Annotated in this window: 19 protein-coding genes and 1 pseudogene; 7 read left to right on the forward strand and 13 right to left on the reverse strand. The window is 61.1% G+C overall.

Annotated features, from left to right (window positions below; all coding sequences use genetic code 11):
• Positions 1–28 precede the first annotated feature (28 nt).
• Genes VSR72_RS15935 through VSR72_RS15955 form a run of 5 tightly spaced genes read right to left on the reverse strand, consistent with a single transcriptional unit; the run spans position 29 to position 3,128 of the window.
• Complete coding sequence (locus VSR72_RS15935; protein WP_342953303.1) at positions 29–565, reverse strand: cupin domain-containing protein; 537 nt, start codon at positions 563–565, stop codon at positions 29–31.
• 45 nt (positions 566–610) lie between these two features.
• Positions 611–1,387, reverse strand: a complete 777-nt coding sequence (locus VSR72_RS15940; RefSeq protein WP_342953304.1) for an SDR family oxidoreductase — start codon at positions 1,385–1,387, stop codon at positions 611–613.
• Entirely contained in the window at positions 1,380–2,465 is a 1,086-nt protein-coding gene (locus VSR72_RS15945; RefSeq protein ID WP_342953305.1) for an aromatic ring-hydroxylating dioxygenase subunit alpha, read from the reverse strand. Before VSR72_RS15945 ends, VSR72_RS15940 begins: the two co-directional genes overlap by 8 nt.
• A 35-nt stretch (positions 2,466–2,500) precedes the next feature.
• Positions 2,501–2,812, reverse strand: a complete 312-nt coding sequence (locus VSR72_RS15950; protein ID WP_342953306.1) for a recombinase-like helix-turn-helix domain-containing protein — start codon at positions 2,810–2,812, stop codon at positions 2,501–2,503.
• A 1-nt stretch (position 2,813) separates the two neighbouring features.
• Positions 2,814–3,128 carry a non-heme iron oxygenase ferredoxin subunit gene (locus VSR72_RS15955; RefSeq protein WP_342953307.1) on the reverse strand — a complete coding sequence of 105 codons (315 nt, stop codon included), beginning with the start codon at positions 3,126–3,128 and terminating at the stop codon, positions 2,814–2,816.
• A gap of 395 nt (positions 3,129–3,523) precedes the next feature.
• Here VSR72_RS15955 and VSR72_RS15960 point away from each other — a divergent pair, with 395 nt between their 5' ends.
• Positions 3,524–4,639 (forward strand): porin, encoded by a 1,116-nt coding sequence (locus VSR72_RS15960; protein WP_342953308.1) that lies wholly within the window; start codon positions 3,524–3,526, stop codon positions 4,637–4,639.
• Between the two features lie 40 nt (positions 4,640–4,679).
• Here the strand turns inward: VSR72_RS15960 and VSR72_RS15965 are convergent, their stop codons facing one another.
• The 3 genes from VSR72_RS15965 to VSR72_RS15975 form a co-directional block, all read right to left on the reverse strand.
• The gene (locus VSR72_RS15965; RefSeq protein WP_342953309.1) at positions 4,680–5,645 is read right to left on the reverse strand and encodes an IclR family transcriptional regulator; all 966 of its coding nucleotides are present in this window, start codon (positions 5,643–5,645) and stop codon (positions 4,680–4,682) included.
• Between the two features lie 404 nt (positions 5,646–6,049).
• The gene (locus VSR72_RS15970; RefSeq protein WP_342953310.1) at positions 6,050–6,583 is read right to left on the reverse strand and encodes a hypothetical protein; all 534 of its coding nucleotides are present in this window, start codon (positions 6,581–6,583) and stop codon (positions 6,050–6,052) included.
• A gap of 52 nt (positions 6,584–6,635) precedes the next feature.
• Positions 6,636–7,178, reverse strand: coding sequence for a hypothetical protein (locus VSR72_RS15975; protein WP_342953311.1), 543 nt, complete (start codon positions 7,176–7,178; stop codon positions 6,636–6,638).
• 1,277 nt (positions 7,179–8,455) lie between these two features.
• Here VSR72_RS15975 and VSR72_RS15980 point away from each other — a divergent pair.
• Positions 8,456–8,914 carry a CHRD domain-containing protein gene (locus tag VSR72_RS15980; RefSeq protein ID WP_342953312.1) on the forward strand — a complete coding sequence of 153 codons (459 nt, stop codon included), beginning with the start codon at positions 8,456–8,458 and terminating at the stop codon, positions 8,912–8,914.
• A gap of 23 nt (positions 8,915–8,937) precedes the next feature.
• Here VSR72_RS15980 and VSR72_RS15985 read toward each other — a convergent pair whose 3' ends face one another.
• Positions 8,938–9,303 (reverse strand): hypothetical protein, encoded by a 366-nt coding sequence (locus VSR72_RS15985; protein ID WP_342953313.1) that lies wholly within the window; start codon positions 9,301–9,303, stop codon positions 8,938–8,940.
• Between the two features lie 476 nt (positions 9,304–9,779).
• On the opposite strand from VSR72_RS15985, the gene VSR72_RS15990 reads away from it, so the two are divergent.
• From VSR72_RS15990 to VSR72_RS16000, 3 genes are all read left to right on the forward strand, one after another.
• A complete protein-coding gene (locus tag VSR72_RS15990) occupies positions 9,780–10,592 on the forward strand; it encodes a transporter substrate-binding domain-containing protein (RefSeq protein ID WP_342953314.1) in 813 nt (270 codons plus the stop codon).
• A gap of 70 nt (positions 10,593–10,662) precedes the next feature.
• Positions 10,663–11,322 carry an amino acid ABC transporter permease gene (locus VSR72_RS15995; protein ID WP_342953315.1) on the forward strand — a complete coding sequence of 220 codons (660 nt, stop codon included), beginning with the start codon at positions 10,663–10,665 and terminating at the stop codon, positions 11,320–11,322.
• A gap of 36 nt (positions 11,323–11,358) precedes the next feature.
• Positions 11,359–12,087 (forward strand): amino acid ABC transporter ATP-binding protein, encoded by a 729-nt coding sequence (locus VSR72_RS16000; RefSeq protein ID WP_342953316.1) that lies wholly within the window; start codon positions 11,359–11,361, stop codon positions 12,085–12,087.
• Positions 12,088–12,352: 265 nt separating this feature from the next.
• Here VSR72_RS16000 and VSR72_RS16005 read toward each other — a convergent pair whose 3' ends face one another.
• From VSR72_RS16005 to VSR72_RS16015, 3 genes are read right to left on the reverse strand one after another with little or no spacing between them, the layout of a single operon-like run.
• On the reverse strand, positions 12,353–12,967 hold the full coding sequence (locus VSR72_RS16005) for a hypothetical protein (RefSeq protein WP_342953317.1): 615 nt from the start codon (positions 12,965–12,967) through the stop codon (positions 12,353–12,355).
• A gap of 48 nt (positions 12,968–13,015) precedes the next feature.
• A complete protein-coding gene (locus VSR72_RS16010) occupies positions 13,016–13,801 on the reverse strand; it encodes a molybdopterin-dependent oxidoreductase (protein ID WP_342953318.1) in 786 nt (261 codons plus the stop codon).
• A 6-nt stretch (positions 13,802–13,807) separates the two neighbouring features.
• Positions 13,808–14,401 carry a cytochrome b/b6 domain-containing protein gene (locus VSR72_RS16015; RefSeq protein WP_342953319.1) on the reverse strand — a complete coding sequence of 198 codons (594 nt, stop codon included), beginning with the start codon at positions 14,399–14,401 and terminating at the stop codon, positions 13,808–13,810.
• A 446-nt stretch (positions 14,402–14,847) separates the two neighbouring features.
• Between VSR72_RS16015 and VSR72_RS16020 the strand changes: the two genes are divergently transcribed.
• Both VSR72_RS16020 and VSR72_RS16025 read left to right on the forward strand, forming a co-directional pair.
• Entirely contained in the window at positions 14,848–15,648 is an 801-nt protein-coding gene (locus tag VSR72_RS16020; RefSeq protein ID WP_342953320.1) for an anti-sigma factor, read from the forward strand.
• Between the two features lie 42 nt (positions 15,649–15,690).
• Positions 15,691–16,311, forward strand: coding sequence for a YceI family protein (locus VSR72_RS16025; RefSeq protein WP_342953321.1), 621 nt, complete (start codon positions 15,691–15,693; stop codon positions 16,309–16,311).
• Positions 16,312–16,436: 125 nt separating this feature from the next.
• Here VSR72_RS16025 and VSR72_RS16030 read toward each other — a convergent pair.
• Positions 16,437–16,583 (reverse strand): annotated as a pseudogene (locus VSR72_RS16030) (cytochrome b/b6 domain-containing protein); the annotation flags it as partial.
• Positions 16,584–16,593 lie beyond the last annotated feature (10 nt).

The raw sequence follows: 16,593 nt of genomic DNA on the forward strand, positions 1-16,593 counted from the left end.
CTTCGGATTCGGATTGCGGCTACGTCGCTTACTTCATTTCGCGCTTGATCTTCGCGAGGGGCGAATCGGGCGGATACGTCGGCGTGATGGGCTTCGGCGAACCGAGCATCACGCACATCAGCGCGTCTTCCTCGCCCACGTTGATCTCCGTTCGATACACGCCGGGCGGCACCGAAATCAGGTCTCGCTCGCCCAGCACGGCCTCCCACGTCTCCCCGTCCTTCTCGCAGATCACCTTCATCTTGCCGCGCAGCACGAAGAAAATTTCTTCGACATCCATATGGATATGGCTCGGGCCGATGTTGCCGGCCGGAATCACCATGGTCGAGAACGTGAAGCCGCCAGCGGGTACGGTGTTGACGTCCTTCGCGACGCCCGTGCCGCCCGTGCCCACGTAGCGCATTTGCGCGCGGCGGTACTTCGGGTCGTAGTCGGCCTGGAACTTGAGGGCGTCCCAGTCATAGCGGCGCGTTTCGAAGCGCGCCACGCGCGTGTTCATCCAGTCGTCAAAGCTCGCGTCAGCGGGACGGTCCCACGACTTGCACTCGATATCGGCATCGGCCATGTTTTCTCCTTGGGTTCTTGCGAACGTATCTTCAGTTCTACGAAATCAGTTCATCACGAAGCCGCCGTTGACCGGCAGCAATTGTCCGGTCACGAAACGCGCCGCGTCGGACAAGAGGAACAACACCGGACCCGTCACGTCCTCGGGCACCTGCGCGCGCCTGAGCGCGCGCCCTTCGAGGTAATACGCGTGGCGCTCGGCTGGCACGTAGGCCGTCGCCTCCACTTCGGTCAGGCCCGGTGCAATGGCGTTGACGGTGATGCCGTCCGCGCCGAACTCGCGTGCGAGCGAATGCGTCATTGCGATCACAGCGCCCTTGCTCGCCACGTAGGCGAGCAGCTTGGGCGCGCCCCACAGTGCCGTATCCGATGCGATATTGACGATCGCGCCGCGCCCCGACTCGCGCAGCCAGCGCTGCGCCGCCGCGCACATGAGCCAGGTGCCGCGCACGTTCACGTCCATCACCGCGTCCCACGTCTGCACGCTCACTTCGTGCGCGAGCTTGCCGCCCGAGTTGGTGATCGCCGCGTTGTTGATGAGCGCGTCCACACCGCCCATGCGCTGTGCGGCGGCTTCGACGAATGCGGCAATGCTTTCCGGCTGCGCGAGATCGAGCGGCACGAAGGCGACGTCGTGCCCCGCTGCAGCGAGTTGCTGAGCGAGCGCTTCGCCCGCCTCGGCCAGCACGTCGCCGAAGGTCACACGCGCGCCAACCGCTGCGAGCGCCGCGACGAACGCCGCGCCCAGACCGCGCGCGCCACCCGTGACGATCACCCGCCGTCCGGCGAGCGCGACCTGCGCCGCGAACGTGGTGTTATGCATGACCATGCTCGGCGGTTTGTGCGGCGGCGTCCTGCCGGGCGCGCAACGCATCGAGTTCGGCGAAGTGCTGCTGGGCGCGCTGGCGCAGCATACGGCGCACGCGCGTCATGCCGACGTCGTGCTGATAGAGGAATTCGTGATCGCGCGCATTCGGCGCCATGCTTTCCAGCACGTAGCGGTCTTGCTCCAGCACGGCCCAATGCAAACCTTCCAGACGATTGCGATACATGAAGCGCCATGCGTCGCGCTGCCAGCCTTGCACCTTGCGCGTGCGCCAGAAGTAGACCTGGCAGTTGTCTTCGTCGACCGGGACCGCGAAGCCGATGATGCCGAAGTTGCCGCCGGGGCCGAACTTCTTCTTGTACGGAATGGCGAGGCGCATCCACAGGCAGCCGGTTTCGCCGAGTTCGACCCAGTCGAAGTTCACGTCGCGCTGGCCGATCTTTTCGAACATGAGGCCGGATTCGGTCTTGCGCACACGCATCTCGGCCTGCTTGTCGCCGTCGGCCATCGAATGCGAGGTGGCGTGCAGATACGCGCCGTGCATCGGGTCCATGACGTTGTCGATGGCGTACTGGTAATTGCACTTCCAGTTCGATACGCACAGAAAGCTTGCGTACTCCTCACCAACGAGTTCCTCCGGCAATTGCAGCGGGGCGGCTTCCTTGTGCGCTTCGTCGCCGAACCACAGGAACACTGCGCCGGCATGCTCCTGCGCGGGATACGACTTCACGCACTTCTGCCCTTCGAGCGGGCACGCAGATACAGCCGGCACGTTCTGCACGGTGCCGCTGCCATCGACTTCGATGCCGTGATACCAGCACGCCACGCGGTTGCCCAGGTTCCAGCCGAGCGACAGGCGCGCGCCACGGTGCGGGCAACGGTCTTCGAGCGCGTGGACCTGGCCGTCCTGATCGCGCCACAACACGATCTGCTCGCCAAGGCGCGTGATGCCGATGGGCGCGTTGCCCACCTGCCAGCTCGGGGCCACGGGATACCAGTAGTTCTTGATGCCGCGGTCGAGATAGGCGCGGATGGGATCGGCGCCGCCTGCGGCTTCAATCGTGGGGGACGTCATGTGGGGTCTCCGTATTCAGTATTGGCTGCGCAGGCTCATTCGGCGAGCAGACGGAATTCGGCGGCGAGGCGCTCTGCACTCCATGAGGCGCCTTCGGGCGTGCGAAAGCCGATGCGGTTCAGGCCCGCCACGACTTCCTCGAGTTCGGCTGCGCCCGCTTCGAACACTTGTTCGAGCGCGTCGCCGAAGTCGTTTTCATATTGCGTGGGCTCGGCCTTGCGCGTTTGCCACACGATGTTTTGCGCCTCGCCCGGCTGCTCGATCACACCCTTGCCCGCGACGTTGTTCGGTTGCGGCGCGAGCCAGGGCTTGAGCGACGGATTGAAATTCACGGGGACTTCTCGCATGTCATTCCACCTTGATCTGGATTTCTTCACCGGCGAGCCGCACTGAGTACCTCTTCAGATCGCGGCCGCCGGGCTCCTTGAGGCACTTGCCGGTCGGGATATGGAACACGGCTTCGTGCAGCGGACATTCGACGGTGTCGCCATCGACGAAGCCTTGCGTCAGCAACGCGTAAGCGTGTGGGCAGACGTTTTCCAGCGCGTAGATCTCGTCGCCCACCTTGTAGATGCCGATCTCCGTGCCGTCGAGTTTGTATTCGAGCGGCCCGTCTTCGGTCAGATCGCCGGCATGCCCGGCGCAGCGCCATTCTTCAGCCATTTGTCACCTTTCCCGTTCAACCGTGTTCCATATACGGAACAGTAGTTCGTGTATGGTCAATTATGAAACGGTCTTGGGAAGAAAAAAATAGAAATCCGGCGTGCCTGGGGAAAACACCGAGCGCACCTTGCAAGATGACATCTTCAAGGTCGCCAAGGGCGCCGTTCTGGTTGCCAAAACGCTTACGGCACGTGCACTTACGCGCGCATGAGGTATCCGGGCCCCGGCTCGCACCTGGGGGAATCACCGTCCTAAAAAAGTGTTTTGGCGTCTCGCAAGAGTCTCTATACTTTCCATAGGCAGCACGTCTAACCATATATGGAACAAACGGAGCCGCCCGCGAGCGCTTGCCGACAGAAGCACGCCGCGCACTGCGAATGGATTGGGTACGCCGGATGAACGCTCCGGCTTTTCGTCATACGATCAGGAGTCCAAAGTTGAAGCATTTCATTGCCGCGGGGTTGACGGGTATTTGCGCCGTCTCATCTGCATGGGCGCAAAGCAGCGTCACGCTTTATGGCAGTCTGGATGCGGGTGTGGCCTACGTCAGCAACGTAGGCGGCCACTCGAAGTGGATGATGGAGCAAGGCAACACCCAGCCCGACCGCTGGGGCCTGCGCGGCCAGGAAGATCTGGGCGGCGGACTCAAGGCGATCTTCCAGCTCGAAAACGGCTTCTACACCAACACGGGCGCGATGGCGAAGGCCAATACGCTATTCAACCGCCAGGCATACGTTGGCCTGAGTTCGGATAAATTCGGCACGCTCACGCTGGGCAATCAAACGCCGTTCTCGTTCGACATCCTCGATCCGTTCAGCACGGCTTATCTCGCGGCGAGCTGGTATGCCTTCCATCCTGGCAACATCGACCAGTTGGCGGATACGGGCGTCGTGCCGTACAACAACTCAGTCAAATATCGTTCGCCGAGCTTTTACGGCTTCTCGGCGGGCGCGATGTTCGGCTTTGGCAATACCACGAACTTCTCGACCGGCAGAACGATGGGCTTTTCGCTCAGTTATGCTAACGGTCCGTTCAAGGCCGGTGCGTCGTGGTCGAACGAGCACGACCGCTCGGTTGCGATAGCGACCACGGGCATCACGGAGTTCCAGGGCCAGCCTGCGGCCACCTATATGGCCGACAAGGTCGAGAACATGGGTGTGGGCGCGTCGTACTCATTCGGCAAGCTGCTCGTCCACGCGCTCTATACGCGCACGAAGCTGGAGTCCAACGGCTACTCCGATACGTTCCAGAGCTACGACGCCGGCGCGAACTACCAGTTCACGACGGCCAATGCCGTAGTGGGCGGCGCGGCGACATCCACGCTTTCCGGCCGCCGCTGGACCCAGGCGATGATCGGCGACGTGTATTCGCTTTCGAAGAGCACGCAGGTGTATGTGAACGCGCTTTACCAGCGCGCCAACTCCGAAGCCCAGGCGGCCTTCTTCACCGCGGGCGTGGCGAGCGGACGCAATCAGGCGATTGTGCTCGCGGGCATTCACCACTCGTTCTGATCGCGGCGCCTTCGGGCGCCGCGCGAGGTGGGTGCGTGAATCAGATCGCGTGGAAACTGCCGCTGCGCGCGGCCTGCGCCGCAGTGGGGTCGCTCGCCGCAGGCCGGTAATTGAGCCGCGCCGAGAGGTCGAGCGCCGCGGCGCACACGGCGGAGACGAGCGGTGCGCGCTCGGCCTCGCCGATGTCCGAGCGCGGCACGGTCGCCGTGAGCGCGGCCACGATGCGGCCCGAGTGATCCCTCACCGGCGCGCTCACCACCGAGATGCCGGTTTCGAACGACGCTTCGCTCACCGCATAGCCCTGCTGCGCGAACTCGCGCACGCGCGCATAGAGATCGGCGACGGTCGCGGGCGTGCGCTCCGTGTAGCGTTCGAGCTGTTTCTCGGGGTAGAGCGTGCGCAGTTCGGCGAGCGTGAGGTCGCCCATCAGCACCTGGCCATGCACGGTGGCGTGCGCGGGCAGGCGCGTGCCCACATGGACCTTCACGGAGCTGAACATCGGCTCGCGCGTTTGCGCTTTCGCGACGAACACCACGTCGCGCCCGTCGCGAATCAGCAGATGGGTGCTCAGGCCCGTCGCGTCGCGCAGACGCTCCAGCAGCGGCGTGCCGAAATCGGTGAGTTCGAGCGAACTCAGGTATTCGAAGCCGAGGCGCAGCACCGCCACGCTCAGCCGGTACTGCCGGTCGCCGTTGGCGCGCTCGATGAAGCCGAGCGCTTCGAGCGTCTGTAGCAGGCGAAACGTGGTTGTACGCGGAATGCCGATGCGCCGCGAAAGCTCGGGCGCACCCAGCACGGGCTCGCGCGCCGAGAATTCGGCGAGGATGCGCAGGCCGCGCTCGAGGCCCGGCACGAGATAGGTGGACGCGCCCGCGCCCTCGTCGTCCGCTTCGGGACTCGACTGGGCGGCGTCCACGTCGGCTGGGGTCTCCTCGGGAGGCAGCGCTGCGCGCTTGCCCGGCCCGGCGCTGCGGCGCGCGGGGCCTGCGGTTTGTTTTGTGACCATTGGCGGCTTGAATGGGTAGACCGGGTTTGGACCGGGTTGGACCTTTCTTTTGATGGGGTCAATGATAACGCGAAGCGCCGCCCCCCCTCGCCACCCCTTCGACGCGCGTGGCATTACGGCCTGCCGGATGCGCGTTCCGGAGTGGGCGGGCGCATCCACGAGTGGGGCCGGCGCCGGTCGACATGGCGGGCCAACCGCATTGGTGCGAACTCGCTCTACCTGTCGCCTGACGTCGAAACGGCCGTGCGCGAATACCAGCAGGTGTCCCCGCTACGAGCGCGGATGCGGCGCGGCAGGCGCGGCGGTTGAAATCAGCTTGTGATCCATTGTGTTTAGCCAAATAGGGGGCTGGACGGTCAACGGGAAAAATCTGAGATGTAGCGTCGGAAAAGCACGGCACCTGACTACGACGGGCCGCTCGCGTCCGCTTTGGCCCCGCCGGATGTGCTGCGCTCCAGTCTCATGTACAGGTTCGCTGCCACGATACCGAAGACGATGTGAACGAACACGCTGGCCCAGTTGCGCGCTTCTGCGAACCACGGAAAAAGCCGTGTCATGGCGTAGAAATTAATCAGGTAAACGGCTATTGCGAATGCACCACCCGCCAGTGAAGCCATCTCCATGCTCGAGTCAAGGTTGAATGACGTCATGATCAGACCGAGGGCAAGCGCGAATACGGTGGCAAGGGAAAAATGCACCACAAAGGCCGCGAGCACGATGCCGGGCGAGAATGCTTGCGGTGATTGCAATGCGCCTCGTCCCAGAATAATCGCGGCGACCATGCGTGGGGGCTCCAGCAGACTGCCGCCAGTCGTCAGTGCCATCAAGACGACCCCTAACACCAGGAACACAGTGCCGGCGATGACGCCTGCCAGCACGGCGGCCCGCCAGTCGAGCTGGCCGTGGGTGAAATGATGAGAATCCATGTGAAGTTGCACAATTTGTCTCCTGATTGACTCGGAGAAAATCTCAGCGAAAAACTCCTTTAAATCAGGCGTGCTTCTCACTGAATTCGTTGAGCGGCACAGGCTGCTTGAGCGGATCGAAGTCGGCCCACCGTCCTTGTTGCCAGCGGCCGGTCGCGCGTTCGATCGCCGCGCCTCCCGCATCGCGCAGGACCCGCGCGGCGTTCAACTGGCTGTCCGGCGACACGTGTACGGCCACCAGCACGCCGGATTCACGGGTTTCTTCGTTGCTGGCTTCACGCGTGCGCACCATCGCGCCGACCAATGAGCCGACATACGCACTCACCCCAATCGCGATCAGCGACACGATAAGTGGCGGCGAAAACACTGCGAAGACCCCGACGCCGACCAGGGCGCCAACCACTGCGCCAATCGTGACGCCTATCTCGGCACCCGCCGGCGCCTCCCTCGCGTTTGCGTCGGTGATGGTTTCGAATCCGTGCTGGCCGGACGGATTGACGAAAAACAGTGTGACGTCCTCCTCGACGAAACCGGCAGTGATGAGCCGTTGTGCCGCGTCTTCAGCGGCGGGGAATGTCGTAAAGCGTGCTGCGACGATGAGTGACATGTGGCCTCCGTCCATCGTTGAGGAGCGCTTGCAGGCTATACCGCCCCTCCTCACCCGCGCCGGGACATATGTGTATGCGGTGGCACGCGCCGGGACTATGCCGAGCTGCCGAGATCGGGTTCCATACCGTCCACTCTGAACGGTCCGCTATGTACCACTACTCCTTGCGACTGCGGCGCAAATTGCCGGTCGCGAGCGAAAAACGGTTGATTCACCGTGTCGACTCGGTGCGGCTGTTCAGCGGAGCAATGTCAAGCATGGCGGCGGCAAGCGCAGCATGATATCTGTCATGATGTTTCTTCTCGCGAACCTGAGATCGCATCTAAATTTCGGGTCCGCTCTAAGAACGTAAGTGGACTTCGAAATATTCCGCTCCCGGGTCGGGGCACTCGGTGTGGCCAGGCTCGCGGCGAACGATCTTTTCCACCGCCGTTTTCGGCTTTGCATGAATGCCTCAGCCGGCTTCAAAGCATCACGTGCACCGGGCGGCCGCCTTCAAGCAGATTGTTGCAGCCAACGCACAACGCGCCCTCGCCTGTTCTAACTGCCCGCGCACTTTGCATGTATTGCTCAGCGTAGCCGGCGCTTTATTGCGACGTGGCGAGGCACTTTTTCGTGTGATGCAGCCCGTCAACCAGGCGGACATCGCGATTGCGCGTGAGGAATAAGACGTAGGCGCGCAACGTTACTAACTATGTCGATGCCAGCGTTCGCGATGAGCCGTGCGACGCGTCCGCCATGCATCCGCAGTTCGGCGTCGTCGGTCATTGCGCGGCTCATTCCTCGCTGGATAGCCCTCCGCGGGACTTCCTGCGAGCTTCCCTCCAGGAGGAAAGCATTATGAAGCGGCTTCGGATAGTTTTTGCGTGTCTCGTTTGCCTCGGAATGGCCGTGGTTTCTGGATCCGTTGCCGCGAGCGGCGATATGAATCAAGGAGGCAACGGCGCGTCGAGCACTTCGACCAATTCCTCGGGCGGTGGTTACTGAGCGCTGCACGCCGTATTGAGCAGTACATCGCCGGGATCCCTGTGCGATCCGCAGCGTACGGCGTTGAGTGCGGTCCCGGCAATGTCTCGCAGGCCGGTCGAACTACGTTGTGGGCTTGCGAACCCGTTCGCCGGACTCCGGGTGTCACTGGTTGTACGGACCTCGCTCAGCCGGCCTGCAAACCATATGTCACTGCATCCAGCAACAACCCACATTTGAACGCTGATCCCTCGTGCCGGATAGCGCCGCGTGCCAGGCGTCCGGCTGAGTTAACCGAAAGGAGATAGCAGATGAGTGCATTCCAGTTACGGCGCGCTATTCTCGCGCTTGCCGGCGTCCTGTGTGCCGGAGCAGCGAGCGTTGCACTTGCTGCGCCCATGTCATTCTCGGTACCGCTCAATGGCTCGGAGCAGGTGCCTCCCGTACAAACCAGGGGCGCGGGAGACGCGAAGCTCACATACGATCCCGACACGCGCCAGGTCACCTGGAACGTAACGTACAAGGACCTTTCAAGTCCGGTAACGATGGCGCATTTCCACGTTGGGGTAGCGGGAAAGAATGGCAAACCTGTGGTCTGGCTGACGAAAGTGGGTAGCACCAGCACCCCCATTGAGGGTCCCATCCAAGGCGAGAGTACGCTGACGGCAGATGAGGCGAAGGAATTCGCTGCGGGCGGCTTGTACATCAATGTCCACACGAAGGACCACCCGGACGGCGAGATCCGCGGTCAGGTTATGCCGCAGAAATAGCATCTGTTGGGGGAGGGTGCGCGTCAGCAGCGCTCTGGCGCGTACCACAAATATATCGCGACATGATTCGTGGCCATCACCACGAGCGCGCAAACGCCTATCCAGGCGCGCAGCGCGCTGCTCATCGCATTCTCGCCAACTTCCAGGTAGGCATTCGAACTTCGGCTCCACCCCGGTAGTTCCGAAAAAGCCGCCAGTACCTTCAGAACATTCGGCAAATTGAAGAACGTCGATTGACCGGCGCGATTTTGATGACGAGTCAACGGGGCTGTAGACAGAACAAACTCTTCTACTCGTTCAACCTTGCTGATCAGATCCCTCGCGAGTGCGTGCGGCAGGCATCGATCGCATTCTCGATCCTGGCGATCTACATTAGCGCTTCGCGCCATTCTACAGCTCGATGAGACGACCATCGACTGATCGGGACCTCATCGGTCACGATGACACATCTGCCCAACGTGATGCCCGCGATTTGCACGTATCGGGGGAAACACTACCCAATGCGAAAATTCCAATAGACCCCATTTCAATCCGCATGCGTACATGACATGTCAACTACATATTTGCTCCACGAAGGAATTTTATTCCTTTCACTAGGTAATAGACGCTAGAGGATTTGAAAAAAAATTCTCCCGCTCAGCCAGTACGATCTCCTGCAACAAAAACAAGACGGGCTGGACGCGTAACGCGCGTCGCGTCATGGCCCCTGGGCTGCTATCGAAGTTCGGCCGCCGCGATGCGTCCGGCAGACGATACGCAGCCAGGACAACGCCGTTGCTTCACGGGGCCATGCCCCAACCCGATGAAGGCATCCAGCCTTCTACATTCTCGATCGAACGACTGCCTCAAATCCAGGGAGGAGACAATGAAACTTTCGAACGCCATGCGTCTGCTTATGCGCGGTGCGCTCGTCGCGACTGCGCTCGGCTTTGTCGGTGCGAGCGCACACGCCCAAGACCTGCTTGAAACGGTGAAGTCAAATGGTGTACTGCGCGTCGGCCTGGAGGGTACCTACCCTCCGTTCGATTACCAGAACGCAGCCGGTGAACTTGAAGGCTTCGATGTGGATGTGGCCAAGGCCCTCGCGACCAGACTGGGAGTCAAGCCCGAGTTCATTCCCACCGAGTGGAGCGGTATTCTTGCCGGACTGCAGGCCGGCAAGTTCGACGTGATCGTCAATCAAGTCACGATCACGCCTCAGCGCAAACAGGCGCTGGATTTCAGCCAGCCCTATACGTTTTCCGCGGCCCAACTGATTCAGCGAGCCAACGACAAGCGTGAATTCAACGCGCTCAACGAGTTCGGCGGCGAGAAGAAGATCGGCGTGACGCTCGGCACGAATTATGATCAGATGGCGCGCGCCGTTTCAGGTATCAATGTCCAAACCTACCCCGGCGCTCCGGAGAAGTTGCGCGATCTCGCATCCGGTCGCATCGACGCGACGCTCGACGACCGCCTGATGCTGCCGTACATCATCAAGACTTCGAATCTCCCGCTCCGTCCGGGATCGGTCCTGAAGGGTGGCGAGCAGGAAATGGGTATTCCGTTCCGCAAGGGAAATCCTGAGTTCCAAAAGGCGGTCAACGACGCTCTGAACTCATTGAAGCAGGACGGCACGTTGAAGAAAATCTCGATGCACTGGTTCGGTACTGACGTAACGCAGCCGGTCTCGCAGTAATCGCTCCCCTCCCCTGATTGCGTCACTCCGGTGCAGACCCGGGTGGCGCGCCCGCGTGACGGATCATTTCATGACTCCAATCGACCTCGTTATTCAAGCGCTGCCTGTCCTTCTGATGGGTGCGATGATTACCCTGAAGTTCGCACTTGCCTCGGCATTCCTTGGCCTCTGTGTCGGCCTCATCGTCGCCATAATGGGTATCAGTGGTCAGCCGCTCGTCACGGGCGTGGCCCGCGGGTATGTCAGCCTCATGCGCGGCACGCCACTGCTCGTGCAAATATTTGTCATCTACTACGGGTTACCCGATCTCGGCATCTCTCTCGATCCAACGAGCGCTGGCATTCTCGCGCTGACCGCCAATGCAGGAGCCTACCTTTCTGAGAGCATGCGCGGCGCGATTCTCGGAATCAGCCGCGGACAGTGGAGCGCGGCACACAGCCTGGGTTTGACCCACCTTCAGACGCTCCGGTACGTTATTTGTCCACAAGCTTTGAGAATGGCCGTACCGAGCCTCGGCAATACGCTGATCAGCCTGATCAAGGACACTTCGCTGGTGTCCGTCATCACAGTGACAGAGATGCTGCGCGCGGCGCAGGAAGTCATTGCAGCCACGTATCAACCGCTGCCCCTTTACCTGGCTGCCGCAGCAATCTATTGGGTTCTTAGCACCGCAATGTCGCGGGTTCAGCGTCATGTTGAAGTGCGGCTCGCTCAGGCGCATGTCCGCTAAGAAGACAGGAAACCTGACGATCATTGGGGTTACAGGATGATTTCACTCAAAAACGTCTCGAAATGGTACGGGCAGTTTCAGGTTCTTACCGGCTGCACGACCGAAGTGAACAAGGGCGAGGTGATCGTCGTATGCGGTCCATCCGGCTCTGGCAAATCGACGCTAATCAAGGCGGTGAACGGTCTCGAACCAATCCAGGCTGGCGAAATCGTCGTCGGTGGTCAGCCGGTTGGGGACAAGCAGACAAACCTCGCAAAGCTCCGCGCCAAGGTCGGCATGGTGTTTCAACATTTCGAGTTGTTTCCGCACCTCTCAATCACCCAAAATCTGACGCTCGCGCAGATCAAGGTTCTCGGCCGCGACCGCGACACTGCGACCGCGAAAGGCCTGGCGCTACTCGATCGGGTTGGGCTTCGGGCGCACGCGGACAAGTATCCCGGCCAACTGTCCGGCGGTCAGCAGCAACGTGTTGCAATTGCACGGGCGCTGTCGATGGATCCGATCGCGATGCTGTTTGACGAGCCCACGTCCGCCCTGGACCCCGAGATGATCAACGAAGTGCTCGATGTAATGATCGAACTCGCCCACGAAGGCATGACGATGATGTGCGTCACGCACGAAATGGGATTCGCGAAGAAAGTGGCGAACCGGGTTCTGTTCATGGACAAGGGCATCATTGTCGAGGACGCCCACAAGGACGTCTTTTTCGACAATCCCCAGTCCGCTCGCGCAAAGGAGTTTCTGATGCGCGTGCTAACCCACTGATCGAATGCATCGAGCGCACCAGGATCGATCAGGAAGGCGCCCCGTCGAGATCAAGCTTGCCGCAATGCTCTGCGACCGCCCTGGCAGCAAGTGGCTGCGCCAGAGAGTGCCGTGTCCGAGGGTGTTTGCGTTGCTTGTGGTTCGTGAATCTCCACGCGAATTTCCAGGCCCACAAGAAGCGCCGGACTGGGAAGGTGTTTGAGTTCCAGTCCGACGCCTGGATTGTGGTTGCCCAGGAACTGCCGGGAGACCCGAACGCTTTCTTTTACATCGGAGGGACGACGCCGTTCTTTTCGACCACCACGCGCTGCGCGGCATACGTCCCCTGTGACGCGGATTTCGCGACCACGAAGACCTGCTTGCCTGGCGCGAGATCGGAGCGCGCAGCCGGCATGAAGGTAACGATCGGTACATTCGGCGGCACTGTGACCTCATTGCTGCCACCCTTGTACGACAGCTTCAGGTTACGGCCGTCCGTACCCTGCACGACAGTATCGACATTCGCGTTGGTCATTGTGCTGTTCGGACCGAGGTCCCAGGCGTAGTGGCCCTCCCCCGTTCCGCGTGCGGCTTCAGGAAAAACGACGACTTCGGTCGCCGTCAGTTTGCCGTCCGTGCCCGTCGTCGCGGCCGTGCCGACGAATGAACCCGGTTTAATGTCGGATAGCTGCATCGCCTTGACGGACGAAACGGGAACGTTGGCCGCGAGGTCGATCGAGACTGTGTCGCCGCTGCGTCGATGAACCTTGAGAACATCGCCGTCGAGAGAAACGATATTGCCGCGAATACGCGCGGGCTTCGCGTCAGGCGTTTGCGCGAGCGCGCTGCCGGCAAACGCCATTGCGGCAAGGGCCGCGCCAACTCTTGGTCGAATAGACATGAATGCTCCGATTAGCAGATATGCGTTGAGGAAAAGGTCGATTGCACTTCAGGAACCGCCGAACCAGTTGTAGCCCTGGTTCTCCCAATAACCACCGGGATACTCGTTCGTCACCGTGATTGCGACGATATGCTTCGGATTCTTGTAGCCGAGTTTGGTCGGCATGCGCAATTTCATCGGGAAGCCGTATTTCGGCGGCAGCACGTCCCCGTCGTAGGTCAGCGTAAGCAACGTCTGCGCGTGCAAGGCCGTCGGCATATCGATGCTGGTCCAGTAGTTATCGGCGCAATGGAGCGCGACGTACTTCGCTGTCGTGTCGGCGCCCGCGCGGCGGAGAAAATCGGCGAAACGCACACCGCCCCAATGTCCAATGGCGCTCCAGCCCTCGATGCAGATATGGCGCGTGATTTGACTTTCCTGTGGCAGCGCTCGTAGTTCGTCGAGCGTCCATATGCGTTTGCCGTTCGCGAGTCCTCCCACCTGCAGCCGATAAGTCGCGGAATCGACTTCCGGCACGTCGTCGATGTCATAGAACGCGTTGAACGGGAACGGCCGCGTGATCATCGATTCCGGATACGTCGGCGCCATCTTGTTCGGATCGAACAGCAGCGCCTGTACGCGGTCGTTGAAAAACGACATCTTGCGCAGCATGCTATTCACGGATTTGTCGTTCGAGAGATCGCAGCCCGAGAGCATGGCAATGCCGCCGAGCGTGAGTATCTGTCTGCCGAGCAATCTGCGCGCGGGACTCTTCAACTCGCCGCGTGCGTCCTTGATGATCGAATCCGCGTTCGACACGAGAAATGCATTGCGTTGTTTTTTGCCAGTGCGCATGTTCGATTACCGTCCGCGAATCATCAGGAGCAGCGAGCGCGGCACGAGCGCGACCATGACGACGTGCACGACGAAGAACGCAACGAGAACGCTCATGGCGAAGAAGTGGACGACCCGTGCGTTGTCGTATCCACCCATGAGCGCTCGCAACAGGGGAAACTGAACCGATTTCCAGACCGCCAGGCCCGAAAGAATCACGACTGCGATGTCGACGATCACCACGACATAGGCCAGCTTTTGAATGGTGTTGTAGCGCGCCAGATCCTCGTGCGCGAGCCTGCCGCGCAGCGCGGCGACGAGATCCCGACATAGCGCACCGAAACGAATCGGGAGAAGCTTTCTCCACAGGCGCTTTGAGAGGATGTTGAGGGCGACGTAGACAAGATAATTCGCGACCAGCAGCCACATGATCGCGAAGTGCCACTGCAATGCGCCGCCCAGCCAACCGCCCAAGGTTATGCTCGCGGGAAATTTGAGGCCCGCAAAGATTGGCGAAGCATCGTAAATCTGCCAGCCGCTTGTCACCATCAGCACGACCGCCACGGCATTGATCCAGTGTGTCGTGCGAACCCAGAGAGGCTGAATTACCGTTCGGCTCATTTGCAGGCTTCGTGGAAGTTGTTCGTGGGTAAACCACATACGTACGTCCCTATTCCACTGCTGCCGACGATTTTTTTCTTACAAATTACCAACAAGACTAGCCGACTTTCAAAGACGCCAGTCAAACGTCTTTGAGGCAAATGACACCGGGGCGCTGCCGCCGCCTGGCACGAACGTCGAAGTGACCTCAGCAAATCCTGCTTTCGCGTGCAGCGGAATAAAGGGCCCATGCGTAACGTTTTCCTGGTGTCCTCCGTACGTCACGAGGCCGTGATGCTGTCTGGACAGACGCTTTCCGCGTGATTGGGCACGTTGGATAGTCGAACTGCGGCCGAGCTGTCAGTACGGCGGCGTCATATTTTTTACGGGCGACTGAGCACATGCGTCTGCTGCACGCAGCGGGCAGCTCCACCGGCCCGCGTCGTCGGCAGCATAGAGTGAGCGCGATGAGCGACGATCTCGATCCCGGGGCGGTGTCAGCCCTCAGCGAACCGGAGCTGCGTACGCTATCGGCATTCGTTGACGGCGAGTTGACGGTAGCAGAACACGAGGCCCTAGGCGCGCGATTGGCCGTCAACCGGCGCGCTGCAAGCGTCGTCGCCAGCTATCGCACGCAGCGGGCCGCGTTGCGCGTGCTCATCGCTGATTCCGCCGCAGAAACGACGTGGTCGTACGTGGTACTGCTGCGTCCGCGCGCACCCTGGTGGCATCGCATCGCGCTCACCGTCAGCCCGCTCGCGGCGGGCGCTATCATTGCGGGGCTCGCAAGCGTGCTGCTGTCGCCTGTTGCGCCGCTTTCGGCACAGACGGCATTCGCCGAGCAGGCCGACGATGCATACGTGGTCTACGCGCCCGAGCGACGTCATCCAGTCGAGGTGACTGCCGCGCATGAGGGGGCGCTCATCGCCTGGCTATCGAAGCGCCTGGATCGTTCGCTCGCAGCGCCGTCGCTACAGGAGTACGGATTCGCGCTGCTGGGTGGGCGGCTGTTGCCGGGCATAGCTGGGCCTGCCGCACAATTCATGTACGAGAACGGGGCCGGCGCGCGAATTGCGCTCTACATGAGTCCGACCTCGCAACGCGAAATTCCGATCCGGATCCTGCGCGAAGGCGGTCGCCGCACGTACAGTTGGGCAAGCGACCACATGAGTTACGCGCTCTCCGGGCAGGTACCTGAGGGACAACTGCACACAATCGCTGTCGACGTCTGCAGCGAGCTTGGCGGACACCCCGAAAAGTGGAGGTAAAGCGTGCTGGATCGCAACCCCATCCGTCGACGAGGCGTAATCATGGGTCGTCTCAAACCCCACGCAACCGCAATCGCGATGTTTGCCTGCACTGCCTGCGCAGTTGCCGGGGTCAGCGCCGATCCGATCGACACGTCTGCACAGCTGGCACGATATCGACTCGATCCAGGCCGTTCGGGTGTGACATTCGACGTCACGAACGTCTGGCACTCGAATCTCACGATGCGCTTCAGCCGTTTCGGTGCCGAACTCGATGGATTCCAGGGCGTGGCTTCGGGCCGCGTCATGGTGACAATCGACGCGACAAGCCTCGAAGCGAACGCACCGTTTGTCACCGGAATCGTCGAGGGCGGCGGCATGCTGGACGTGGAGCACTACCCGGCCATTCGCTTTGTCAGCACCCGCCTTGTGCGGATCGGTCCGTTCAATGGCCTGTTGACGGGCGATCTAACGATCTGCTCGACGACGCGCCCCGTCACGCTCGATGTCAGGTTCGACGCGGACCCGCACGATCCGCCGGGCGCTCTCCAGACGCTGGCCTTCTCCGCCGACGGCCATTTCAGCCGATCAGCGTTCGGGCTGACGAAATGGTCCTCCGCTGTCGGAGACGACGTGCATATGAAGATCCGTGCCGAATTCGTCAGGGAGCGTGCCGATCCGTGAATGCTGCGTTTCCCGTTTCACGAATGGATATACGTCATCGTCGAGCCCTTTCGGGCATCGAGGCCGCGGCGAATGCGCTCAGCACGTTTCGTTAGATTGTCGGCTTCATCGCGGTAGCAATCGTGTCATTTAAGGAAAGGCAGCATGCGCGAAAGAAGTCGGTCACGGTCGAACCGCTGATGCTTGACGGCCGCCGCAACGTGTACGGTGACAAGCACGAGCAGGCCGTAATTGAGCGCAATGTGAACCGTCTTGAAGACGACCTTCAGCACCAGGCGCGCC

This window comes from Paraburkholderia sp. JHI869 (assembly GCF_038900775.1).
Lineage (GTDB): Bacteria > Pseudomonadota > Gammaproteobacteria > Burkholderiales > Burkholderiaceae > Paraburkholderia.